The sequence below is a fragment of the Amphritea sp. 1_MG-2023 genome (genome assembly GCF_030547545.1).
In the GTDB taxonomy this organism is placed as follows: Bacteria; Pseudomonadota; Gammaproteobacteria; order Pseudomonadales; family Balneatricaceae; genus Amphritea.
Genome location: NZ_JAUOQE010000002.1, coordinates 163,130 through 185,322, shown reverse-complemented (window position 1 = coordinate 185,322; position 22,193 = coordinate 163,130). Strand labels below are relative to the sequence as shown.

Genomic DNA, 22,193 nt, shown 5'->3' with positions numbered 1-22,193 from the left:
TCGCTATGATGCTTCGCCTGCACAGCTCGAAGGGCTGTGCGACTCAGTCGTCAGCACCGTCAATAAATCCGCATCAATAAGTGCTGCATCGACTGCAGATAGTCGCTGCAATTGCTCCCTGGCTTTAGCCGCTCCCTGTTGTTGCAACGCGATACCCGCAGCAGAGATGCCCCGCAACATGACCGCCGCCTGAGTACCACTGACTTTATCGCGATGATGCCCCAAACGCTGTAATTGCAAACCAAACTGCTGCCAAAAGTGGCACAGTACAGGCGTTGCGCCAAAACTAGCGCCCAACCAATCGATATCAGTACAACCTTGCTCAATCGCCGTCAGTAACTGCGTACCGATCCCCAAACGCTGCCGCTGAGGGTGAACCGCAATACGCATAACACGTAGCCCGCGACAGTTCGCAGCAGCGGGCAACTGACAATGGGCTAACAATGTTTGTGGTATCAATTGTCCCTTGGGTCGCCGCGTGCCATGCATAATAGCGCTAGCCAGTGGTGCATCAATCGGGCCTTCATAGGCCAACAAAGCCGCCGCCACCAGTGTTTGTTCTCCGGCTTGTTCACTAAAGCCCGCCCAAATTTCGATATTGGGACTATCCAGTAAAATACGTAGATCACCGGGCGTGGTTCGATAATGCGCTAAGATCAGTAAACCAAACAGCTGTTTCAGCAGACGACTATCCCTCAGCAATGCATCTCGATCGAGTGGTCTAAAACAATAGGCTAAGCCTTTAACCGGTTGCGACGCTAAATGAGCCGGCTCGGCATCCAGCAACAACGCTTGATAGCTGAATCGTTCTAAAGGATCGCCCGCCGCCCAACGCACCGGCTGCTGCAGCCGTAGCAACTGTCGCTGTGGTACCAAGCGATCAAGATAAGGCATAAAGCGTACCGCAAAGCCCTGCCCAGTGCCCTCATAACCGTGCACTGTAGAGGCGAAAATCACACGAGGATAATCGAGTAGGTTAAGTAATACGGGGGCTGGAATCGCCGCCGCTTCATCCACCAGCAGTAAATCGGCAACAGGACGTTGTTGCACTAATTGATCGGGTAGCATAAACCGCAACCGACTCGCGCCGACCCTCCAGCTATCCCGCTCACGTGATGACAAGCTTGATAACTGATTTTCCAACAGCCCCACCGCCACTTGTATGGCGCCCCGAGAAGGCGCGGTGATGATAATCTCCAACGGCGGATGGCCCATCGTTTGAGCGTACGGCTGCATCAACCGAGCCGTCAGAATACCCAATGCGGCGCTTTTACCACGACCTCGATCAGCCGTTATCACCGTGACCGCGCGCGACTGACTCATGATAGGCAGACATTTAAGCACCGCGTGTTGCTGATCCTGAGTTTTAAAGGGTGACTGCAGCGTGTCGTGCAGCATGCAAGAGACCGATTGATCGGCCTCTATAGGCGTACGTTTAACGCTGTTAACGGACCTATCGAGCGCATCGTGAGCGATCACTTCTGCTAACTCGGCTGTCGACATGGCTTCATCAAAATGCAGCAACTCACTCGCCGCCGCAATAGTATTTTGCAGATGCCTGATAAACCGCCGGCCAACATCATCGACGCTGAACGGCGGCACCGCCAATTGTTGATATTCAGGATCATTAAAACGCTGCCACTGCGCTAGCGAGGGAGTGATTAAGATAAATAGCCCTCCTGCCACCAATGTTCCCACCACTTGGCCAAAACCATTAGGATTGAAGCCACTCCAGCAGTCAAACACAATCCCATCTCGTTCTTGACCAAGCCATTGATGCGCCTGTTTCGCCGCGACCGATTTAACCGATGTTGGCGGCGTTAAGCCACTGACCGCATCACCAATCCAAAGCCAACGATTGGCCACGTCATGATCGGCCAAAGTACTCTCGGCGAAGCCTGTCATCTGCGTCTGACACCATGCTTGACTGCCACTGAGCACCACCAATAATCGGTGCGAACGCTGACGAGCCTGTTTGAGTAACACTTCAAGATGATTCAAAACCGATGTCGGACTGCTCACAACATTACCTATGACTGAATTTACAATTGAATTTTACACTCTCCCTGCTGTTAGGGTATAAATAATCAAGGATAAAGCATTAGGAAGGCGAGCAATCATGGCGACAATCACTATAATATTAGCGCATTCAATCGCGGAGACAGTCAATGCGCACTGATCTCTGCCTAGTGATGGATCAAGGCAGCGAATACTGCCAAGCACTGGTGTATGATCGCCTAGGCACCTGCCTCAGCCAAGGCAAAGTCCCGATAAAAACGCAGTTCACACCGCCAAATCGGGCCGAACAACAACCTCAAGCCATCCTCATCTCTCTCAAACAGGCGGCCCTTGAGGCCATCAGCAAACTCCAACGCGAGCAACGACTGCGACTAAAAACAGCCGCCTTGATCACACAACGTTCTAGCTTACTCTGCTGGGATGCGGATAACGGTCAAGCCTTAACACCGGTGCTCAGTTGGCAAGATCAGCGTGGTCTGTCTCATATTCAAGCACTCATGCCTCTGGCAAGCATGATTCGACAGTTGACCGGCCTTTACCCGAATGCTCATTTACCCGCCTCCAAGTTACGCTGGTGCATGGAACACATGAACGTCAGTAACGCCAAACATCGTATTCGTGGGGGGCCCATTTCTGCCTGGCTAATCCAACAGTTATTACATGAGCAGCCCAACCTAATCGATGCTGTTAGCGCCGCGAGGACGATGTTGTACTCTCTTAAAGATAAGGGCTGGCACCCTGAATTAGTCGAGCTATTTCAGCTTCCCGATTCACTTTTGCCAAGCGTGCGGCCCTGTCAGTTCCCCTTTGGCACATTAAATCTGCCGGGCTTAAGTTTACCGTTGAATTTTGTTAGTAGCGATCAGGCCGCCGCCCTCTTTGCGCTAGGCGAACCCTCTCAGGATAATCTGTATATTCATCTCGGCAGCGGCGGGGTTATGAATAGAGCCATAACGGAACGTGGCCTTCACCCTCAAGAACGACTACTACACCACCTGATTCAAGCGGCTCAACAGCCACGCTATAGCGCTGAAGCTACACTTAATGGTGCCGCTAATGCACTCGAATGGGCCTTCAATCATAGCCGCCCTGAATCACGTGACATTGATTCATGGATAGCCGATTACCCCGATCCACCGCTGTTTATGAATATGATCGGTGGCGTAGGTTCGCCCTATTGGCAGCCGTTAGAACGCTCTTGCTGGGTGAATGATTCGGGCAATCCTAAAGCTCAGATGGTAGCGGTGATGGAAAGCATCATTTTCTTAATCTGTCGAAATCTAAAAGCGATGTCATCACTGCCAGCAGCGAAGCACATTATTATCGACGGCCAAGCGAGTCGATTCAATTCACTTTGTCAGGGCGTCGCCGATCTGAGTGGGCTGACGGTGTTACGCTATGATCAGCATGAACTTCCCGCCTTAGGTGCCGCCTGGCAGACACTGCCCAACAGTGTAAGAAAAATCCAACCAGACACACGCTTCGAACCGGCGAAAAATCCAGCCTTACAACAACGCTATCTAGTTTGGATCGAGCTATTTGAGGAACATATCAACAATCTAAACAATCCCAACAATCCCAACAACCTCAATTAATCTAACCGGGATAAGCGACTATCCGCCTGATGTCAGGCTAGCGAACAACCCCGTCACCAGCCTTTATCACTCACCTAGTTAGAGATGATCAGTGGAACTTCCTGCGTACCTTGTATGCTCGCACGAATCTGTCCGCTACCATTTTGCAGTGCCTCTGTCAGAGCGGCTTGCGTTTGCGCAAGAATATTTTCCGCGTTTAGCGAAGCTGATGGTTGCATCGTGCTGATACCAATGCTGATACTCAAGCGCTGTCCCGCTAATTCAATTTTTTGCACTTCCTCACAGAGACGGTTAGCCAGCATCGGCGACTGCTCGTTGGTCGCAGGCAGTATCAATGCAAAACGAGACGCACCTATTCTGGCCACCCGATCACCGGGGCGTGATATCACCCGCTCAAGCACCTGCGTAATCCGACACACTTGCTGATCGTTAAAATCATCCTCTAAGGACGGCTCACTGACCGAGTCGATGGCGATCAACATCAGTGTTAGCGGGTTAAACTCTCTTACCGCTCGACCGCACTCCATCGTCAATACCTCATTGAAATGCTGCCCATTGCTGAGTCCGGTTAACTCATCAACAATCATCATCGACGCCAGCTTTTCTTGACTTTGCTTCAGCGCTGCCTCCTGATCGGCAATGATTTTTTGATAACCCCCCGCTTGACGCCTCATATGCATCGCTAAGCTAAGCGTCACTAGGGTTAATCCACCCACCAACAGCGCTATTAGAAACGGTAAAGAGGTTCGATAACTAACGATTATGGGGTCAGCCAATCGATAGAAATCTGCTTCCGTTAATTCCGTTTGCGGTTGATAAGCAGACCACAGCGCCTCAATATCCGTTGCCTTACTCACCGGCACCGCGTCAGTCATATCGAACCGCTGCTCAATCGCCTGACGAATGGCTTGCACCGCGCCCCGCTCTTCATAAGACCGTACACTCAGGAACAGAGCCACAGATACGATTATTGAAGCCACTAAAATGATCATGATCATTATCGTCTTGTGACCTTCAGTCTGCCTGATACCTATCACCTTATAATTCCTTAAATGTCACGCATGTTGATGTTTAGTAAATACTTTTTTATACCTCGATGCAAATATCTACTGCCCATAACGTTTATGGGGTTGATTCAGGTAAGCCAACTCTTCAGGCGTTGAAGAACGACCCAGTATTTTATTGCGATAAGGGAAACGGCCAAAGCGTACAATAAGATTGCGATGCTCATGCGCAAAATCAAGCGCATTATCGATATGATGACGCAGCGCCATCGGGGTTTCACAGAGTATATTATCGAGCTGTGCGATACACAGGTTTTGCGCAGCCACATCTTCTGCATGCTCTAACGGCATCAAGAAGAACAGCTTTTCGCTACCTTCCAGTGCGGCATCATGACCTTTTTTAAGACCCTCTCGGCATAGCTGCTCGGCCTTATCATCACCGGAAAACGCCTCCGCCGAGCCGCGATAGATACTGCGTGTAAATTGATCCAATAAAATAATCAGCGCCAAACGGCCACGAGGTTGTCCCGCCCAATCATCTAGCTGCCCTCTCAGCGCCTGTCTCACCCGATAACCAAACAACTCTTCGAGTTGCCGATCGATCGCTTCATCACCAAACCACCAAAGCGATTTCCGATGAGTCACAGGAAAACCCTGCTGCAGCTCGCCAAACCAAAACTGTAAAATTTCTTCGATCTGCTCTGTCATCTCAACACCCGCCACTTACACTACCGCTAACTATCCTGTAAACAGGCATATGCGGAGGTCTGCCAATACTAAAAGCACTCATTTAAGCCCCTGCCAATACACCTCATACTGACTGATACCCTACTCAGTATAGAAGTGAAGCGTAAATTCTGTCACCACAAACATCATCATCACTCATAGCCGTGGCGTAATTTCGCTTTTATCTGCAGGAAATCTGTTTTAGTCTGAACCTTATGAAAACAAACCACTCTTTATAAGTTAAGTACAGTTGGCTCATGATTTCTAACGGGGGATAAATGCGAAACTTACTGATATTAATAGTGCTGGCTAGTGTCGGTGTTGGCGGCTATCTCTACCTCAACGCGCCTCAATCGAATCAGATATCCGCACCAGCAACACCGCAAGATGAACTATCCAAATTAGCGGCAAAGCGTCACATTGAAAGTCTTACCGCGAAACCCGATGAGGTGATTGAGATTGGTGCGGCGAATAATTTTGTCACTGAAAATCAATTGCTCAAACTCCCCGTAGATAAAACGACAACCGAAGCCGGCACACAAGCGATAGATGACGATCATGCCACCACCTTTGGCGTCCAACTCAATACCATCGGTCACTCAGCACAACAGCAAAATGCCATCATCTTAGCCAGTAACCTACCCTTAGCCGATCAGATAAGATTAAAAGAACTACTCAACAATCCTGATAGCGGTGCCGACAGGCTGTTTTATATTCACGGCGTCAACGAAACCGATAAGCAAGGCTTATGGGGTATTATACAGCAGGGTTTGATCGAAACATTTGCCAGCGGTATTCAGCTGAAAGATCAAAAAATTCGTGCCGACATCCCTTCGCAGGCCGATGAGCGGCTCGCCAATAAAAACAGCTCATTTCTTGGCACCATTCTGGATGAAAAAGTTAAAGACACCTATGTCTATAATTATCATCAAGGCGTTCTCGGGCAAAATCCAGATCTGATTACACCGGGACAAGAACTGATCATCGTCAGCTTCCATCAGGAAGAACTCATCGATATTTACAAGCATTTCACGCAATAGCCAGAGCGGAAACCATCAATGATTGATTTATACACGTGGGGTACGCCCAATGGGCGTAAAGTATCCATCATGCTGGAAGCCACCGGACTGCCTTATAGGGTCCACCCAATTAATATTCTCGCCGATGATCAATTTAAGCCCGACTTCTTACGCATCAGTCCCAATAATAAAGTTCCGGCGATCACCGATGAAGACGGGCCTAATGGCCAACAAATTCAGCTGTTTGAAAGCGGCGCTATTTTAATCTACTTGGCTGAGAAGACCGGTAACTTCATGCCAACGGATCCACTCAAAAGGATCGAATGCCTGCAGTGGCTAATGTGGCAGATGGGCGGATTTGGCCCCATGCTAGGGCAAGCGCATCACTTTAACCGTTTTGCGAAAGAAGCGGTGCCCTATGCACAGCAGCGCTATAACGAAGAGGCTCGACGTCTATGGGGCGTGCTCGACAAACACTTAAGTGGCCGTACCTTCATACTCGATCAAGATCTCAGTATCGCCGACTTCGCGATTTACCCCTGGACCTGCCGTTACCAATGGCAAACGATTGAATTAGATGACTTCCCCAATGTCAGCGCCTGGATGGCAAAAATGGGCAAGATTGAATTCGTCCAGCGAGGCATGTCGATTCCATAAATAGCAGCATGCAAACACCATGACTCGAGATTGCTGACTCAACACCGCGAATATCGACTGAAGTCTTTGATGACTATTAATAGCGCGGTTAAATCAGCAATCACACCGCAAGTAACAGCCCTATTAACATGCCAACCCAAAGCGCCGTAACTCACGCGGCAGTATCTCATCCAAATGTTTCAGATCCTGCTCTTCAAACTCGATAACATCTAAGTGATTGGCTTCATAGAGTGTCTTCTTGTGCATTTTATCGGTCAGATAGGTGGGGGCATTCTCACTCCCCCAGAACTCAATATATACACGAGCTTGTGGTATATAGAAGTCTGCGATGGCTAACGTATCCAGAGGTAACGGCTTATGACAGGCATGAGCAATACCCGCAAGATACAACCAGTTATCAATTTTCACTTCTGCATCAGAACGCAGCACGTGACCATCCATAGCGCTATAACGCATTCCTGTTGGATGCTCGGGCTTTGATTGCTTAAACTGTTCAACCGACCGCTTAAAAACAACATGTTCGGTCAGCTGTTTCGGCCAAGAGACATACGTAATCGCGGTACTCGCATCCTCTTGCTGTATTCCGCCCTGAGCCTCGCCCTGTAACGTCATACGCCAACCTTTCAACCATGGGGATATCCATCCTAGGTCAGCCAACAGTTGATTGACTCTTGAGGCCGATAAGCCTAATTTCAAACCTAAGCCTTTCGCGGTCGTCAATTGATCTTCAGGGTTAACCAGCGCCCGATGCTCGAGAACGCTTTCGGGCCAGACGATATAGCGCCCATAGCGCTCACTCTGATGATAACTACCCTGCTCAAACTCACCTTTACGCGTCAATTGCCACTGATCCTGTGCACGCTTAAGCCAGCCCAACGCCTCTAATTCAGCAAACATCTGTCGACTGCTCTTGCCTAAGGCTTTCGCTAATGCTGAGGTGGATATTTTTTTTAGCCCTTCAACCATTGACTCTATTCCATTAAATCGTCATCTTCATTAATACTGTGACAAATCATACGCAGGGTCAAAAAGAATTGACGCGGGATACAGGATGAAACCGTTAAGCAGAAGACAGTTACTGATTGCAACACTCTACAGCGTTATACTGCCGACGCCACCCGTTCTGTTGGCTGCCACCGTCAGGCACAAAACGGAACACACCTTTGCAGCAACGCTTGGCGCATTCGTTGATATGATTCTACCGGCTGACGCCTTCTCTCCTGCTGCCACTCAATTGGGTATCGATCAATCCCTGTGGCAATTAGCCGATAGCGATGCCAACCTGAACAAACTATTGATCCGTGGATGTGGTTGGCTAAATAGAGAAGCTTTTGGCAATTTTGTCACTCTGCCAGATAGTCACAAGCTAGAGTTGCTCCAGTGGATGGATCAGTCCGCATCGCCGAGACGCCTACCCGGCCTATTTTTCATGCATGTTCGTTATCATGCAGTCAGTTTCTATTACGCTTCTGAACACATTCATCAAACGCTGGGGCTTACCCCCCCTCAACCCATCGGCTACCCAGAAATAGGTCAACGGAAACGTTAAATGAATAACACCAGCCCTTTTGATGTCATTATCGTCGGTTCTGGAGCCGGTGGCAGCGCCGCCGCTTATGGTTTGACTCAAGCCGGTTACAACGTGCTAATGCTTGAAGCAGGCCCTCGTTTCAATCCCGCAACTGATTATCCACTCAGCAACGCAGACTGGGAACTATCGCGCTTTCCGCTTAAACCGGGTAGTCAGGGGCAATACACCTTCGCCCCCATGCAGAAGCTTGAACCTCGATGGCAACATTTGCGTTCTAAAAACACGATAAACGGTTATCTATCCAACCAAGAGACGCGCATTCCTTCCGATGCTGGCTATCATCATGTAAGAGGGCTAGGGGGCAGTACGCTGCAATTTACGGGCGAGAGTCATCGCCTCCATCAAGATGCGATGAACATGCATTCTCGCTTTAATGTTGCCGCTGACTGGCCGCTGAGCTATCAAGACCTCATGCCTTATTATAATCAGGCGGAAAAACTCATCGGTGTCGCCGGCGACACTCATATTGTCGGCCGAGATTATACCGGAGCCTCACTGCTGCCCCCCCATCCTTTCGCCGACACTAGTCGAATATTACAACGGGGTGCCGCTAAACTCGGCTTGCATTGGCAAGCTAATAATCGGGCCGCGCTATCCCATAGCTATGATGGCAGACCCTCCTGTAATTATTGTCATAACTGTAATCGAGGCTGTCCCAGAGGCGATAAAGGCTCCGCCGATGTAACCTTTATTCGCCGCGCCAGCTTAACCAACAGACTAACCATTAAAACCGATCTTAGCGTTATAAAACTAGAGAATGATGGTAATCAAAAAATTTCAGGGGTTATCTGCGGTAATCATGCTGGCCAGCGTTTTTCATTCTCTGCGCCGATCATCATCCTCGCCTGTGGCGCGATAGAAACGCCAAGACTATTACTCAACTCCGCCGATACGCATTCTCCAGAAGGGCTTGGCAACGAATCGGGACAGGTGGGGCAACACTTTATGGAGACCTTAAGCTGGACCTTGACCGGAATGAGTGATGCGCCGCTGCAAACCTTCAAAGGACTGCCCGCCGATGGCATCTGCTGGGATTTTAATGCACCAGACAGTATTCCTAACATCATCGGTGGTTGTCGCTTTTCTTCGACAACAGCCGAAGCCGATCTCAGCGGTCCAGTGAATTATGCTCGTCGCCTCGTTGCGGGCTGGGGGGCGGAATTTAAAGCCTCGATGCGACAACAGTTTGGTCAGGCCGTTTCGGTGGGTGCGATTGGCGAATCGCTACCCAATGCTGGCTCATTCATTGATCTGGACGCAACAACACAAGATGAACATGGGTTAGCGCTAGCACAAATTCATAGTTTCTTACCTGACACAGAATTAAAGCGGCTTGAGTTTATGGCGCAACAGTGCAGCAACATTCTTCAAGCCTCAGGCATCACCGAGATCGTTGAGTCCTATGGCAGTTACGATTTATTTTCATCAACCCATGTCTTTGGTACCTGCCGTATGGGTTATGATCCACTCACATCTGTCACCAATCCTGTCGGACGTTCTCATCGTTGGCAAAACCTTTACATCTGCGATGCCAGCCTTTTCCCGAGCAGTGGCGGAGGAGAGTCTCCTTCACTCACCATTGAAGCCCTAGCACTGCGAATGGCAAGCAGCCTCTAAATACTTGCTGACTAAGCATTTATGACCTAGCTTGAATAGTGAGTATTTAACCAATACAACTAGGGAATGACAAATGCGTAAAATCACTCAGCTATTTTTAAGCTCTGCCTTGCTAATATTGTCTTTTAGCAGTTTCGCAGGCATCGCTCCGCCAATGACCACGCTGACCGATGTTGAAGAATCGAAAGATGAAATCTTCGCTGGTCTTAACTGGGAACTGGGCGGTAGCTTAACGCCACAACTGGTTATCGGCTTTCGTAGTGTCGATGTTAAAAGTGATGGTGATGTTGAAGGCGCAGGCACAAGCATATCTTTCAGCCTGTTAGAGAAACGCTTCGATAAATTTAAACTGTTCGGCATCAAAGGCAATGATGATGTCGCAGGCGAACTGGGAGTGGGTTATGGCTTTATTAATCAACACTGGCTAGCCATGCTCGGCGCTCAAGGAGATTACATTAATATCGGTATTAACCTAACTCAACCCGCTGGATTCGGCTTTCATGGCGAGCTGAATACAACTGACTTTAAAGCGCCTGATCAAAAATCGACTCCGATCATACTCAACGGCACCCCCTAACTCTCAGGTTAAGCCACTCAGAAAAACTCGATTATAACCGGGCATGTGCCCGGTTTTTAATGCTCAAGAGCGGCTAAGACAATCTGCTTTGGCTCTACCGCAACCTCGACCATTTGCCCCGCCTGTAAATCGATGCGCCGCTGAGTGACCGCGCATAGCTGAAGCCCCTCGGCGGCCTCGACAATAACCTCTTGTTCAGCAGCAGAAGCAGACACACTGACCACCTTAACCTGAAGATGATTCGATTCAGCAGTCGATACTGCTTCGCTAGCACCTTCACCATCGACAAACCGAATCGCTGGCGCTTTAACCAATAATAAGACCTCACGACCGGGGCTCAGCTGCAAACGTTCACGACTTTTATGTGTCACTTCCGCCGCTAACTCAATAGCGTCACCAATCACAACATAAACAACCTCGTGAAGCGGCTGTCTAACAATGCGTGAGACGCGTCCAATAAATTGATTCCGCGCACTGCTCTGTGCAGAAAACGTCGATATCGCTGCCAACAAACTATCCAGAGGAACCGTTTCATCTTGTAACGCATTTAAGGCACGATTTTGTATGTCGGTAAGCATTTGATACAACTTGACCAACCGCTCACCAAACACGGTTAACTGAGCACCCCCGCCACCTTTCCCCCCCGTAGCCAATAATAAAACCGGCTTTTCAGCGCGATGATTCATATCATTGATGGCATCCCAAGCGGCTTTATAACTCATCCCTGCGAGCTTCGCTCCACCACTCAGCGAGCCCGCCTCAACGATACAGTTCAATAGCGCCATACGTCGAGGATTGGCATACACCTGTTGCTCTAATGAGAGACTCAGTTGTGCGGTTAATTCCATCAGCAGCTACTCCTATCAGCATCATCATTTGACGTTATATAAAAAAATATATAACGTTGCGCTATATATCTTATTATATAACGAAACAATGCCTATAACCTTAACCAATAGACAGCGTCAGCAACCCACGTTGTAGACCCTAGCCACAGGCCTCATCATGCCGAAAATATTGTTATTTTTGTGTTTATTCTTAGCCCCCTTAGCGTTACAGGCACGTCCAGTCACCGTGTTTGCCGCCTCATCACTGACCAACGCCATTGAAGAGATCAACCGTCTCTATCAAACGCGCTATCAGCAAAAAGTTGTCGCCTCTTTCGCCGCCTCATCGGCCTTAGCCCGACAGATTGCCTCAGGCGCGCCCGCCGATGTATTTATCTCAGCCAATAGTCGTTGGATGGATTTTCTCGCCCAACAACAGGCCGTTCAAGCCAGCAGTATCACCCCTCTACTGCAAAACAGCTTGGTCTTAATTGCCAGTAAATTCTATCCTAGCAACAGCGCAACCAAGCTCACCTCCCTTGCCGATAAGCTCGGCGATCAACGCTTAGCCATCGCTAATCCTGAGCATGTCCCCGCGGGCATTTACGCCCGTCAGGCATTGGAGAGTAGCGGTCAATGGTCGCGCTTAAAAACACGCCTCGCACTCGGGCAAAATGTTCGTTCAACATTGTTATTAGTCGAACGCGGTGAAGCGCCTTTCGGCATTGTTTACAACACCGATGCGCTACAGAGTCGTCAGGTCAGCACCATTGAACAGATTCCCGTCAGCCTTCATCAAGCCATTGTTTATCCTGCAGCCCTGATAAAGCCACCTTCAGCAGAGGTTGCCCACTACTATCAGTTTCTCTTTTCTGATGCTGCCCAAGCCATTTTCAGTCGCTATGGCTTTCAGCCATTAGTCAGCGAATTCAGCGATGCTCAGTGAATATGAAATCAGCGCCTTACTGCTCAGCCTAAAGGTTTCTGTCTGTGCGGTGCTTTTCAGTCTGCCCTTGGCAATTATCATGGCCTGGTTATTGGCGCGTCGTCAGTTCCCCGGCAAGCAGCTACTCGACAGCCTGATCCATCTACCGCTGGTGTTACCACCGGTAGTCATCGGCTATCTGCTACTCATCAGTATGGGCCGGCAAGGTGCTATCGGCAGTCGCTTATATGAATGGTTTGGGCTGTCATTTAGCTTTAGCTGGCAAGGTGCTGCCTTAGCCGCAGGCATTGTCGCCTTCCCCTTAATGGTGCGAGCCATCCGCCTATCATTAGAGTCTGTCGATAGTAAGCTTGAGCAAGCCGCCCGCACCCTCGGCGCTTCGCCGTTAAAGGTCTTTATCACCATCACCCTGCCTCTCACAATACCGGGCCTATTGGCAGGCACTATTTTGGCTTTTGCCCGCAGTCTTGGCGAGTTTGGCGCTACGATCACCTTTGTATCGAACATTCCGGATGAAACCCGCACCCTGCCACTGGCCATGTTCAGTTTTATTGAGACGCCTGGCGCCGAAGCCGAGGCGGCTCGGCTGTGCTTAATTTCCATCGTGGTTGCGTTAGCGGCCCTGCTAATCTCTGAACGCCTCACGCGCATGGCACAAAAAAGGCTCGCTCTATGACGTTGCAGATAACCGTGAAGAAACACCTTGGCGAACTCCTCATCGATACCGATCTCAATTTACAATCCAGCGGCGTCACCGCATTATTTGGTCGTTCTGGGGCGGGTAAGACCTCGCTAATTAATCTAGTGGCAGGACTACAACAGCCCGATGAGGGCCGAATTGTCATCGGTGATCGCATCGTCTTTGATACTGCCCGCCATATCAATCTAGCGCCAGAAAAGCGTCATATCGGCTATGTCTTTCAAGGCTCTCGACTCTTTCCTCACTATACGGTTAGCGGCAACCTGAGTTATGGTCAACGCATCAAAGACACACATCAGCAACATGTCATTGCCGAGTTATTAGGTATAGAGCATCTACTTCAGCGCTATCCCGCCGCACTCTCTGGGGGTGAACAACAGCGCGTAGCCATCGGCCGCGCCCTATTGAGTCAACCGGCCATGCTCTTGATGGATGAACCCCTCGCCTCATTGGATGAGCCGCGCAAGAAAGAGTTGCTACCCTACATCGAACAACTGGCCAGAGAGGTAAATATACCGATTATCTATGTTAGCCATAGCCTCGATGAGTTATTGAGACTGGCTGATCAGATGGTATTGATGAATCAAGGTAAGGTGATCGCGCATGGTGCTGTCGCTGATATCTGGAATTCTGACGCCATGCTCGCTTGGCAACCCGATGACGATATCAGCGTGATTTTAGAAGCGCACATCAAGCAACACAGTCACCGTTACGCGATGAGCTGTCTGGACCTAGGCAATGATCTCACCTTATGGACGCCGTTTATCAGCGCCCCTGAGCTAAGCCTTGTGAGAATGCGCATTCATGCCCGCGATATATCACTGGTACGCACGCCACCAGAACAAAGCAGCATCCGTAATATTATCCCGGTGAACGTCATCAGCAGTACGCCGACTAATGAGTCAGCCTGTTTAGTCACGCTTCAGGCCGGACAACATAAACTCAAGGCATCGATTACCCGTTGGGCAGCGGAAGAACTCGGCATTAAACCCGGCGAACAACTGTTTGCTCAAATCAAGGGGGGCAGTATCTCCCGTAATGATCAAACTCATCTGCAACCCTTTTCAGCCTTAACTAATCCCTATTTAAGTCACAAAAACTAAGTAAAATCAATGAACATAAAATGGTTTATTTTTTATGACATATTCGCTTGCAATAAAATCTAAAAAGGGCATTCTGTAGGTGTGACATAAAGCATAGTTTGCAGTAAGGGTTACATCATGAATATCAATATTACCAACCGCAATGATAAAGTTTCTCCGGCATTACGAGAAAAAATTGAAGCCTGGTTAGAGGAGAGTCAAAAACGTTACAACGTTATCACCAGTGCCCAAGTGACTATTGAAAAAAGCAATGGCAAAGAAGCCGTTGTCGAGGCGACAGTTCACGCTACCGGTAAAGATCTGTTTGCTAAGGCCAGTGAAGAAAATCTATTTGCTGCACTCGATTCCATGGCACAAAAAATCGATAAACAGCTGGCTAAAATACGTGATATTCAAACTAACAAAAAAGGCGCTAGCGTTCCAGTCATGGCGGATACCGATGATGCCCTAACCGAAGAAGAATAACTTCGATTTAAAAAAAAAGGCTGAACCATGTTCAGCCTTTTTTGTTACGTAAAAACAAACAATAACGTTCAAAATCACTCAATCAAAGACTCAAGCATCAGGCATTCGACGGATCTGCATGACTCGATGACTCATAACCTTTCAACCTCAAACAACTCAAATAAGCGCTGAGAAACCAACAGCAACAATAACGGCATATTTTTATCATCGCTAATGGTGCTAAGCTTAAGTTAATCGGTTTAGTTAAAACGACTTTAATTAACCCGCTTTAGTTAACCGGCTTTAGTTAACCGGCTTCAGCAGCCGCTTCAGGATCCAACCTGAGAGCAAACGCCCATCTTGTTCGACACGAATATTGAGCCAGCCATGCTGCTGTTTAATCGCCTCCACTCGCTGTGGTGCATTCAGCTTACCGACGACAGAAAACTCCGTACCGGGTCCGGAACGAAAGTTAACATGGGTGCCACCAACCTGATATACCCCAGTTGCGCTGCTCACGCGGGCAGTGGTAGGGCGTTCTTCAGAAGCGTTCTCATTCGCCGCCATCAAGGATGCAGAAGAACGTAGAAAACGCCCCGCAGTCCAAGCCTCGAGGGTGTTACCCGCTTGATTGCGATAACTAATTTTCACCCAATCGCCTTCACGTTGCCGCTCAGCCACTTGCTGATGCTGTGTTAAACTGCCGACCACAGGATATTCAGTCCCTGGCCCCTGACGCAATCGCAGACTCTTCACCGAGACAATCAAGGTGTTATCAGCACGGCTCCCCTGCTGCTGTGGACGGAGCGTATCGCTCAGCATCCAACCTTTGAGCGGTTGTTTATCAGCGGATAGAAAAAACACTTTCGACCATGCCCCTTGCTGATCGATTTGCAGTAACACACTACCTTTGTGCAAACGCGTGAGCACTTCTTGACTCTCCGGCGCGGCATAGACCGCCGAATCATCATTCACTAAAAAATAATCAAACGCTAAGGCCGCTGTCGAACACAGACTTAACGCCGTTAATACCACTGCTCTTAAGTAAGTAACTGTCACGTCATTCAATCCTTCGAAGTCTTCTATTTAGGCTCATATCATAGCAATTGTATAACCGGGAGCAACCAAACTCAGAAAAAATAGCCCTTAAAATGATTCGTCTAGGGTAAAGTAGTCGGTACGTCACCAACAAAAAGCGCTATAATAGCGTCAAACCCTTTTAGCAGGTTTTACTAGATTGATCAGGCCACTTAAAGGAGCAATGCATGGCGCAGGATATTTTAATGGCCCGCCAGCCAATCTACGATATAAATCTCAACGTAGTCGCTTATGAGCTACTTTACCGAGATACCAATAATCAGGCGCCTTGCCTGATAACCGATGGCAACAGTGCCACCTCTCAGGTGTTACTCAACAATTACACCAGTATCTGTCAATCCAAAAAAATCACCACCTTACCGGCCTTTATTAATCTGACTAAAGAGATGATTGAGTCAGAAAATATTCCGGAAATTTCTCGTAAACATATTGTCTTCGAAATTCTCGAAGGTATGGAGGTAGATGATGAGCTGATTGCCTCGGTGAGACGTTACACCGAGGCGGGTTATCGCATGGCACTGGATGATTTTATTTATACTCCAGAATACGACCCAATCCTCGAGCTCGTGCATATCGTCAAACTCGATCTGTTAGCGATGACCAATCAACAGCTGGCGGAGCATACACAGCTGCTGCGTCGATTCAATGTCATTCTGCTAGCTGAAAAAATTGAAACCCTAGAAGAGTTCAATCGCTGCAAGGCATTAGGCTTTAAGTTATTTCAAGGATATTTCCTCTGCAAACCACAGCTGGTTGAAGGGCGGAAGCTAAACTCCAATGAAATTGTCATGTTAGAACTCTTAGCACTGTTAGCCGACCCCAACGTCACGACCGTTGCTGTCAGTCAAATCGTCAAAAAAGACCCTCAATTAACATTGAAGATAATCCGTATCGTCAACTCACCGTTGTTCAATCTCATCAGAAAAATTGACAGCATTGACGAAGCGGTCACCATGCTAGGCACTGCAGAAATAAAACGTTGGTGCACTCTCATTGCTTTTTCCGGTGAAAAAAGTAAATCCGATGAATTAACTCGACACACCCTTGTCCGCGCGAGAATGTGCGAACTACTCGCCGATACTCAGCCTCATCTGTCAGGCTCGAGTGCCTTTATGATGGGCATTTTTGCCGGTCTCGATGCACTGCTCAACACACCCAAAGAAGAAATTCTGAAACAAGTCTTCCTTAGTGAAGAGCTGGAGAATGCCATTCAAGAGGGCCGAGGCGTCTATGGTGAACTACTAACAACGGTTAATTGTTTTATTCATGGGGATTGGGATGCCTTAGTATCAACCTACCCAACTCAACATCTCAATGAAGCGTATCAAGAGAGCCTTACTTGGGTGAAAGAAACCATGGATAAGGTAGCCGTGTAACGTAACCTCAACAGGTTAACAACAGAATTCAGCTAGACAACACTCATCCCCCTAGGTCACACCATTAATAGCACTTGATAATATGGCACCTGATAATAGCAGCTGCCACTCTTAAGCTTGTGCCTTCGATCCTGATAAAAAATTATTATCAGATCTGTTAGCGATTATTCATTAGACAGGTTACCGCGCTAGCGCCACAATAAAGGTCATATTGATAATAGTGATGAATCTACTAGGAGAGCGACCAATACCATGAGCACAATGATACCGCTGAACCAATTTCAGCAACTGCGTCACGTTGACCAAATCATTGAAAAAAACGCAAACAGCTGGTGGGTTTATCGTCGTAGCATCGGGCACAATGGCAGCCTGAATTCAACTGCACGGGTGGTCTTTTTTGGTCGCTCCAAAGCGCAAGTTGAACAGTGGATGGACGCCCACTAATCGTCAACAGACTTCATTGATCAACCGTTCAGCCGCTGATATTGTCAGTCACTCGACTGATCCTTCATGCTGATCGGTCATCCCCGATACTGACTATACAGGCGTTTTCATTAGCCTCCTGTATCCTGTTATCACGGCAAGGCGAACGCTATCGCTGTGCCTTACGAATATGTCCGCTGCAACATACGCAGAGGCTCATACATCACCACCGCTTCTCGCGTGAAGCAATAGCTTTGATAGGTTACATACATTCAAGAACCGCCGCTTTGCGGCCCGCAGAATAAGGCTTTACTGATGAACAAAGAGATATCACCTTTTGCAATCCGCCAACAGATTCGTAGCGGTGAGTTTACCGGCAACACCTCAGGTTACGGCCAAGGATTTGTTCAGGGAAACCTCGCCATAATGCCGCAAGCCTGGGCTAACGATTTCCTGCAGTTCTGCCAAAAAAACCCCAAACCCTGCCCTATTGTCGGCATGTCCAGTCAGCCTGGCGAATTTATGCTGCCGGAGCTAGGCCAAGATATCGATATTCGTCGCGATGTCCCCAAATACCGAATCTACGAAAAAGGCGTCCTCACTCAAGAAGTAGCCGATCTCACCTCCTTCTGGCGTGATGATCTCGTGACCTTCGTACTCGGCTGCTCATTCTCTTTCGAAGAAGCACTCATCGCCGACGGCTTGGAAGTACGTAACATCACCGAAGGTGTTAACGTGCCGATGTATCGCACCAATATCGAGTGTAAAAGCGCAGGTCGCTTCAGCGGCACCACCGTTGTCAGTATGCGCCCGATGAAAGCGGCGGATGCAATTCGCGCCGTTCAAATCTGTACCCGCTTCCCATCTGTACACGGTGCACCGCTACATCTAGGCGATCCGGCGCAAATCGGTATTAACGATATCAATAGCCCCGACTTTGGTGACGCTGTCACCATTAAAGAGGGTGAACTACCCGTTTTTTGGGCCTGCGGCGTCACCCCTCAAGTTGCGATTGAACAAGCTAAACCCGATTTCTGCATCACTCACAGCCCAGGCCACATGCTGATCACCGATCTGCCTAACAGCCGCTTGGCTATTCTGTAACAATAACAGGAGATTCAATATGTCTTTACGTCTGAATTGTGATCTGGGTGAAAGCTTTGGCGCTTGGAAAATGGGCTTGGATGAAGCGGTCATGCCTTTTATCGATCAAGCGAACATCGCTTGCGGCTTCCATGCGGGGGATCCATTGGTACTCCAAAAGACCTTGGCCCTAGCAAAACAAAATCAGGTTACCGTTGGTGCACATCCTGGTTATCCGGATCTCGTTGGCTTTGGACGTCGCAGCCTCAACGTCAGCGAAGCAGAGCTTAAAGCGATGCTGCTGTATCAAATCTCAGCCATTGATGGCATGGCCAGCACGCAGGGCATCACGCTAACCTACGTTAAACCCCACGGCGCCCTGTACAACGATATGATGGCCGATACCGCCACGCGTGCCATCATCATGCAAGCGATTTCTGAATATCATCGGCCCTTAGTGCTCATGCTGCAAAGCACGCCTCAAGCAGCACTGCATCAGCAGGAAGCCGATAGCATCGGCCTTGAACTCTGGTTCGAAATTTTTGCCGATCGCTGTTACGACGATGATGGTAAACTGCTGTCGCGCACTAAGCCTGGCGCGGTACATAGCAAAGAGAAGATGCTCGCTCAGGTTAAGCAACTCAAAGAACAGGGCAGCGTGACCACCGTCAGCGGTGAAGTATTATCGCTGCGCGCAGACACACTGTGTGTTCACGGCGATAATATGGATGGCGTAAATGCAATTGAAGAAATACGCGGGTTGATTCGCCAATGAGTACAGAAGCAGCCAACATGCGTATTGAAGTCGCCGGTGAAAACGCCCTGATTGTCTATTTTGGTGAGAAAACCGATCCTCGCGTGTCTGCTCAAGTACAGCAGGCTGTCACCATCCTTGAGTCAGAACTCGATGGCAAGCTGATCGATATGGTGCCCTCCTACGCGTCGTTGCTGGTCATCTATGATCAACTGATGACCGATCACATCGAAGTACGTCGCTGTATTCGCAAAGTCTTAGGCCAACGGCATAACAGCGACAATCATGAAGGCAATCTTGTTATCCTCCCCGCGTATTACAGTCGCGAATCAGGTCCCGACCTTGACGCCCTCGCACAACGCGCCGATCTGAGTATTGATGAGGTCATCAAGCTGCATAGCGAAATGGAATACCGTGTCTATGCGATCGGCTTTGCGCCGGGCTTTGCTTATCTCGGCGAAGTAGATGAGCGTATCGCTGCGCCACGTCTATCAACGCCTCGAATGAAGGTTCCTCGCGGCGCGATCGCCATTGCCGACCGTCAAACGGCGGTTTATCCGGCGGTATCCCCCGGCGGCTGGAACCTGATCGGTCTATGCCCAACACGCATGTTCGATCCGAAGGCCAGCCCCACGATGCCGGTACAGGTGGGTGACCGTATCAAATTCAACCCGATCAGCCGTGACGAGTTTTTTGCTCAAGGTGGCGAACTGGGAGAGATCAAATGAGCGGCTTTAAAGTCATACAGCCCGGCCTATTAACACTGATTCAAGATGCTGGCCGCTTTGGCCAGCACCGTATTGGCTTGACGACCGGCGGGCCACTCGATGCACTCGCCTTTAAATGGGCCAACCGCTTAGTCGATAACCCCATGAACACCACTGCCTTAGAGATTAGCTTTGGTGGTTTAGTGCTACAAGCGGAAACCGATGCACAGATTGTCCTAGCCGGTGCGGAAATGCCATTGAAAATTAACGGTGTTGAGCAAGATCGCTGGCATGCCCATAAGATTAAAGCGGGCGATAAAATTGAGGTCGGTTTTTCTGCTCAAGGCGCACGTAGTTATTTAGCGGTGAGTGGCGGCTTCCAAGTCGAGCATAGCTTTTCCAGCAGCGCCACCGTTACCCGTGAAGGCATTGGCGGCTTTACCGGCGAAAAACTTCAACAAGGTGACTACCTCAACTGTCAGCCTCCGGTTGAACACCGAGGCTTCCGTTTAGCCGAAGCACATCGCCCCGATTACGCCGACAATATTAGTCTTCGAGTGATTACCGGTTATCAGCAGGATGCATTTAGTGATTACCAAAAGCGACTGTTTTTCAGCAGCGAATACCAAGTCACCGATCGTGCCGACCGTATGGGCTATCGCTTAGAAGGGCCAGAAATCAAGCCAGCTATTGATGGCATCCTCTCGGAAGGCATCTGTCACGGGGCCATTCAGATACCCGCCGATGGCCAGCCCATCGTGTTGCTCAATGACCGGCAAACCATCGGCGGCTATCCCAAAATTGGTTCGATGATTGCAATGGATACGGCCCGCATGGCGCAACTCCTGCCCGGTTCAAGGATAACCTTTGATGAGATCACCATTGATGATGCTCACAACCTACACTGCTTGGCACATGTTCGATTTAACAATACCGAGCCCGACCCCGTTGACTGACCTCAACCACTGCAGCCATACCGATAGATCATGTGGCTGACGCTTGTTTGACGTCAGCCACCTAACCCACTTACTCAAGAGCGAATCCGCTATGTCACAGAATCAGATCAACGAAACCGTGCTCAGCAAACAAGTAGAAGACCTGCTCGTTGCCCGTAACCTACGCGGTATGAAAACGGTTCAACCTGCCCTCGCAACCGGTTATTACCTCCGCGCGGCGCGCACCCTGTATAAATGCCGTGGCCATGTTTTGATCGGCACCGGTTTTCCGGTGGTTGATACCTTTGAAACCGACGGCCCTTTGGGCGCGATTGCCCTTTATGATGCGCTCGAAAAGCTTGGCGCCACACCGGTGCTGGTGTGTGGCCCTCCCGTCTCTCAAGCACTGATGGACAAATATCGTGTGCATGAGATCCGCGTCGGCGAACATCAAGAACGCACGCTGGAAGCGTTTCAAGCACTCTACAACTACAACCCTGATGCGGTACTGTCAATCGAGCGTCCTGGTCAAGCGGAAGATGGCGGCTATTACAATATGCGCGGCGAAAGCATCAGCGCCCGCACCGCTTGCTTTGATACCTTCGTCAATAACGCAAAATGTCCCACCATCGGCATTGGCGATGGCGGTAATGAGATCGGCATGGGGAACATTACTGAGGCGATTAAAGGGCTGGATATCATGCCCGCTGCAACTTGCGTCGATGAACTGCTGATTGCCGATGTGTCCAACTGGGGCGCATACGGTCTAATCACCTTCTTCAGCCTATGGAGTGGTCGTGATCTGCTAGGTGAAACCGATCCGTTAGCCATTATTGAATACCTGTCAAAACTCGGCAGTGTCGATGGCGTCACACGTATCAACGAACTTACAGAAGACGGTCTATCCTTAGAAGAAGGCGACAGCGTGATTGCCGGATTACGGGCATTAATCGGTTACACCGACTAATCACTCGGCTGATTAAAAAAAACCG

The 22,193-nt window shown here is 49.3% G+C and carries 23 protein-coding genes; 17 read left to right on the top strand and 6 right to left on the bottom strand.

Annotated elements, in window-relative coordinates:
* Nucleotides 1-3: 3 nt before the first annotated feature.
* Nucleotides 4-2,022 carry a tRNA(Met) cytidine acetyltransferase TmcA gene (locus Q4488_RS02225; RefSeq protein ID WP_303578819.1) on the bottom strand — a complete coding sequence of 673 codons (2,019 nt, stop codon included), beginning with the start codon at nucleotides 2,020-2,022 and terminating at the stop codon, nucleotides 4-6.
* A 146-nt stretch (nucleotides 2,023-2,168) separates the two neighbouring features.
* Here Q4488_RS02225 and Q4488_RS02220 point away from each other — a divergent pair, with 146 nt between their 5' ends.
* A complete protein-coding gene (locus tag Q4488_RS02220) occupies nucleotides 2,169-3,614 on the top strand; it encodes an FGGY family carbohydrate kinase (RefSeq protein WP_303578818.1) in 1,446 nt (481 codons plus the stop codon).
* A 74-nt stretch (nucleotides 3,615-3,688) separates the two neighbouring features.
* Here the strand turns inward: Q4488_RS02220 and Q4488_RS02215 are convergent, their stop codons facing one another.
* Both Q4488_RS02215 and Q4488_RS02210 read right to left on the bottom strand, forming a co-directional pair.
* Nucleotides 3,689-4,606, bottom strand: a complete 918-nt coding sequence (locus tag Q4488_RS02215; protein ID WP_303578817.1) for a GGDEF domain-containing protein — start codon at nucleotides 4,604-4,606, stop codon at nucleotides 3,689-3,691.
* Between the two features lie 114 nt (nucleotides 4,607-4,720).
* Complete coding sequence (locus tag Q4488_RS02210; RefSeq protein ID WP_303578816.1) at nucleotides 4,721-5,326, bottom strand: DUF924 family protein; 606 nt, start codon at nucleotides 5,324-5,326, stop codon at nucleotides 4,721-4,723.
* 296 nt (nucleotides 5,327-5,622) lie between these two features.
* Between Q4488_RS02210 and Q4488_RS02205 the strand changes: the two genes are divergently transcribed.
* Together Q4488_RS02205 and Q4488_RS02200 are read left to right on the top strand one after the other, a co-directional pair.
* Nucleotides 5,623-6,384 (top strand): hypothetical protein, encoded by a 762-nt coding sequence (locus tag Q4488_RS02205; RefSeq protein ID WP_303578815.1) that lies wholly within the window; start codon nucleotides 5,623-5,625, stop codon nucleotides 6,382-6,384.
* Between the two features lie 18 nt (nucleotides 6,385-6,402).
* Nucleotides 6,403-7,020: a glutathione S-transferase family protein gene (locus Q4488_RS02200; RefSeq protein WP_303578814.1), complete on the top strand. Its 618-nt coding sequence runs from the start codon at nucleotides 6,403-6,405 to the stop codon at nucleotides 7,018-7,020.
* Between the two features lie 123 nt (nucleotides 7,021-7,143).
* Here the strand turns inward: Q4488_RS02200 and Q4488_RS02195 are convergent, their stop codons facing one another.
* Nucleotides 7,144-7,986, bottom strand: coding sequence for a hypothetical protein (locus Q4488_RS02195; RefSeq protein WP_303578813.1), 843 nt, complete (start codon nucleotides 7,984-7,986; stop codon nucleotides 7,144-7,146).
* An 85-nt stretch (nucleotides 7,987-8,071) separates the two neighbouring features.
* Here Q4488_RS02195 and Q4488_RS02190 point away from each other — a divergent pair, with 85 nt between their 5' ends.
* From Q4488_RS02190 to Q4488_RS02180, 3 genes are all read left to right on the top strand, one after another.
* Complete coding sequence (locus Q4488_RS02190; protein ID WP_303578812.1) at nucleotides 8,072-8,569, top strand: gluconate 2-dehydrogenase subunit 3 family protein; 498 nt, start codon at nucleotides 8,072-8,074, stop codon at nucleotides 8,567-8,569.
* Nucleotides 8,570-10,228 carry a GMC oxidoreductase gene (locus tag Q4488_RS02185; RefSeq protein ID WP_303578811.1) on the top strand — a complete coding sequence of 553 codons (1,659 nt, stop codon included), beginning with the start codon at nucleotides 8,570-8,572 and terminating at the stop codon, nucleotides 10,226-10,228.
* A gap of 73 nt (nucleotides 10,229-10,301) precedes the next feature.
* Complete coding sequence (locus tag Q4488_RS02180) at nucleotides 10,302-10,805, top strand: hypothetical protein (protein ID WP_303578810.1); 504 nt, start codon at nucleotides 10,302-10,304, stop codon at nucleotides 10,803-10,805.
* Between the two features lie 56 nt (nucleotides 10,806-10,861).
* On the opposite strand, the gene Q4488_RS02175 is transcribed toward Q4488_RS02180, so the two are convergent.
* Nucleotides 10,862-11,653 (bottom strand): TOBE domain-containing protein, encoded by a 792-nt coding sequence (locus Q4488_RS02175; protein ID WP_303578809.1) that lies wholly within the window; start codon nucleotides 11,651-11,653, stop codon nucleotides 10,862-10,864.
* 157 nt (nucleotides 11,654-11,810) lie between these two features.
* Between Q4488_RS02175 and modA the strand changes: the two genes are divergently transcribed.
* The 4 genes from modA to raiA all read left to right on the top strand — a co-directional run bounded on the left by modA (nucleotide 11,811) and on the right by raiA (nucleotide 14,846).
* Complete coding sequence (gene modA, locus Q4488_RS02170) at nucleotides 11,811-12,578, top strand: molybdate ABC transporter substrate-binding protein (protein ID WP_303578808.1); 768 nt, start codon at nucleotides 11,811-11,813, stop codon at nucleotides 12,576-12,578.
* Entirely contained in the window at nucleotides 12,568-13,254 is a 687-nt protein-coding gene (gene modB / locus Q4488_RS02165) for a molybdate ABC transporter permease subunit (RefSeq protein ID WP_303578807.1), read from the top strand. The genes modA and modB overlap by 11 nt, the downstream gene beginning before the upstream one ends.
* A complete protein-coding gene (gene modC / locus Q4488_RS02160) occupies nucleotides 13,251-14,381 on the top strand; it encodes a molybdenum ABC transporter ATP-binding protein ModC (RefSeq protein ID WP_303578806.1) in 1,131 nt (376 codons plus the stop codon). Before modB ends, modC begins: the two co-directional genes overlap by 4 nt.
* Before the next feature lie 117 nt (nucleotides 14,382-14,498).
* Nucleotides 14,499-14,846 carry a ribosome-associated translation inhibitor RaiA gene (raiA, locus tag Q4488_RS02155; protein WP_303578805.1) on the top strand — a complete coding sequence of 116 codons (348 nt, stop codon included), beginning with the start codon at nucleotides 14,499-14,501 and terminating at the stop codon, nucleotides 14,844-14,846.
* 282 nt (nucleotides 14,847-15,128) lie between these two features.
* On the opposite strand, the gene Q4488_RS02150 is transcribed toward raiA, so the two are convergent.
* A complete protein-coding gene (locus Q4488_RS02150; RefSeq protein ID WP_303578804.1) occupies nucleotides 15,129-15,884 on the bottom strand; it encodes an SH3 domain-containing protein in 756 nt (251 codons plus the stop codon).
* 206 nt (nucleotides 15,885-16,090) lie between these two features.
* Between Q4488_RS02150 and Q4488_RS02145 the strand changes: the two genes are divergently transcribed.
* From Q4488_RS02145 to Q4488_RS02115, 7 genes are all read left to right on the top strand, one after another.
* On the top strand, nucleotides 16,091-17,299 hold the full coding sequence (locus tag Q4488_RS02145) for an EAL and HDOD domain-containing protein (protein WP_303578803.1): 1,209 nt from the start codon (nucleotides 16,091-16,093) through the stop codon (nucleotides 17,297-17,299).
* A 252-nt stretch (nucleotides 17,300-17,551) separates the two neighbouring features.
* Entirely contained in the window at nucleotides 17,552-17,743 is a 192-nt protein-coding gene (locus Q4488_RS02140; protein ID WP_303578802.1) for a hypothetical protein, read from the top strand.
* 294 nt (nucleotides 17,744-18,037) lie between these two features.
* Nucleotides 18,038-18,826, top strand: a complete 789-nt coding sequence (locus tag Q4488_RS02135; RefSeq protein ID WP_303578801.1) for a putative hydro-lyase — start codon at nucleotides 18,038-18,040, stop codon at nucleotides 18,824-18,826.
* A 19-nt stretch (nucleotides 18,827-18,845) separates the two neighbouring features.
* Nucleotides 18,846-19,580 carry a 5-oxoprolinase subunit PxpA gene (locus Q4488_RS02130; RefSeq protein ID WP_303578800.1) on the top strand — a complete coding sequence of 245 codons (735 nt, stop codon included), beginning with the start codon at nucleotides 18,846-18,848 and terminating at the stop codon, nucleotides 19,578-19,580.
* Nucleotides 19,577-20,287, top strand: coding sequence for a 5-oxoprolinase subunit PxpB (gene pxpB / locus Q4488_RS02125; protein ID WP_303578799.1), 711 nt, complete (start codon nucleotides 19,577-19,579; stop codon nucleotides 20,285-20,287). The genes Q4488_RS02130 and pxpB overlap by 4 nt, the downstream gene beginning before the upstream one ends.
* Nucleotides 20,284-21,222 (top strand): biotin-dependent carboxyltransferase family protein, encoded by a 939-nt coding sequence (locus Q4488_RS02120; RefSeq protein ID WP_303578798.1) that lies wholly within the window; start codon nucleotides 20,284-20,286, stop codon nucleotides 21,220-21,222. The genes pxpB and Q4488_RS02120 overlap by 4 nt, the downstream gene beginning before the upstream one ends.
* Before the next feature lie 91 nt (nucleotides 21,223-21,313).
* Nucleotides 21,314-22,168 (top strand): DUF4392 domain-containing protein, encoded by an 855-nt coding sequence (locus Q4488_RS02115; protein ID WP_303578797.1) that lies wholly within the window; start codon nucleotides 21,314-21,316, stop codon nucleotides 22,166-22,168.
* The last annotated feature ends 25 nt before the right edge of the window (nucleotides 22,169-22,193 follow it).

Bases quoted from the DNA above. Each gene is read 5' to 3' on its own strand.
- Q4488_RS02220 (WP_303578818.1), top strand. From the start codon at position 2,169: ATGCGCACTGATCTCTGCCTAGTGATGGATCAAGGCAGCGAATACTGC.
- Q4488_RS02190 (WP_303578812.1), top strand. From the start codon at position 8,072: ATGAAACCGTTAAGCAGAAGACAGTTACTGATTGCAACACTCTACAGC.
- Q4488_RS02140 (WP_303578802.1), top strand. From the start codon at position 17,552: ATGAGCACAATGATACCGCTGAACCAATTTCAGCAACTGCGTCACGTT.
- modC (WP_303578806.1), top strand. From the start codon at position 13,251: ATGACGTTGCAGATAACCGTGAAGAAACACCTTGGCGAACTCCTCATC.
- modB (WP_303578807.1), top strand. From the start codon at position 12,568: ATGCTCAGTGAATATGAAATCAGCGCCTTACTGCTCAGCCTAAAGGTT.
- Q4488_RS02145 (WP_303578803.1), top strand. From the start codon at position 16,091: ATGGCGCAGGATATTTTAATGGCCCGCCAGCCAATCTACGATATAAAT.
- Q4488_RS02130 (WP_303578800.1), top strand. From the start codon at position 18,846: ATGTCTTTACGTCTGAATTGTGATCTGGGTGAAAGCTTTGGCGCTTGG.
- modA (WP_303578808.1), top strand. From the start codon at position 11,811: ATGCCGAAAATATTGTTATTTTTGTGTTTATTCTTAGCCCCCTTAGCG.
- Q4488_RS02200 (WP_303578814.1), top strand. From the start codon at position 6,403: ATGATTGATTTATACACGTGGGGTACGCCCAATGGGCGTAAAGTATCC.
- Q4488_RS02215 (WP_303578817.1), bottom strand. From the start codon at position 4,606: ATGATCATTTTAGTGGCTTCAATAATCGTATCTGTGGCTCTGTTCCTG.
- Q4488_RS02205 (WP_303578815.1), top strand. From the start codon at position 5,623: ATGCGAAACTTACTGATATTAATAGTGCTGGCTAGTGTCGGTGTTGGC.
- pxpB (WP_303578799.1), top strand. From the start codon at position 19,577: ATGAGTACAGAAGCAGCCAACATGCGTATTGAAGTCGCCGGTGAAAAC.
- Q4488_RS02135 (WP_303578801.1), top strand. From the start codon at position 18,038: ATGAACAAAGAGATATCACCTTTTGCAATCCGCCAACAGATTCGTAGC.
- Q4488_RS02210 (WP_303578816.1), bottom strand. From the start codon at position 5,326: ATGACAGAGCAGATCGAAGAAATTTTACAGTTTTGGTTTGGCGAGCTG.
- raiA (WP_303578805.1), top strand. From the start codon at position 14,499: ATGAATATCAATATTACCAACCGCAATGATAAAGTTTCTCCGGCATTA.
- Q4488_RS02185 (WP_303578811.1), top strand. From the start codon at position 8,570: ATGAATAACACCAGCCCTTTTGATGTCATTATCGTCGGTTCTGGAGCC.
- Q4488_RS02180 (WP_303578810.1), top strand. From the start codon at position 10,302: ATGCGTAAAATCACTCAGCTATTTTTAAGCTCTGCCTTGCTAATATTG.
- Q4488_RS02120 (WP_303578798.1), top strand. From the start codon at position 20,284: ATGAGCGGCTTTAAAGTCATACAGCCCGGCCTATTAACACTGATTCAA.
- Q4488_RS02175 (WP_303578809.1), bottom strand. From the start codon at position 11,653: ATGGAATTAACCGCACAACTGAGTCTCTCATTAGAGCAACAGGTGTAT.
- Q4488_RS02115 (WP_303578797.1), top strand. From the start codon at position 21,314: ATGTCACAGAATCAGATCAACGAAACCGTGCTCAGCAAACAAGTAGAA.
- Q4488_RS02195 (WP_303578813.1), bottom strand. From the start codon at position 7,986: ATGGTTGAAGGGCTAAAAAAAATATCCACCTCAGCATTAGCGAAAGCC.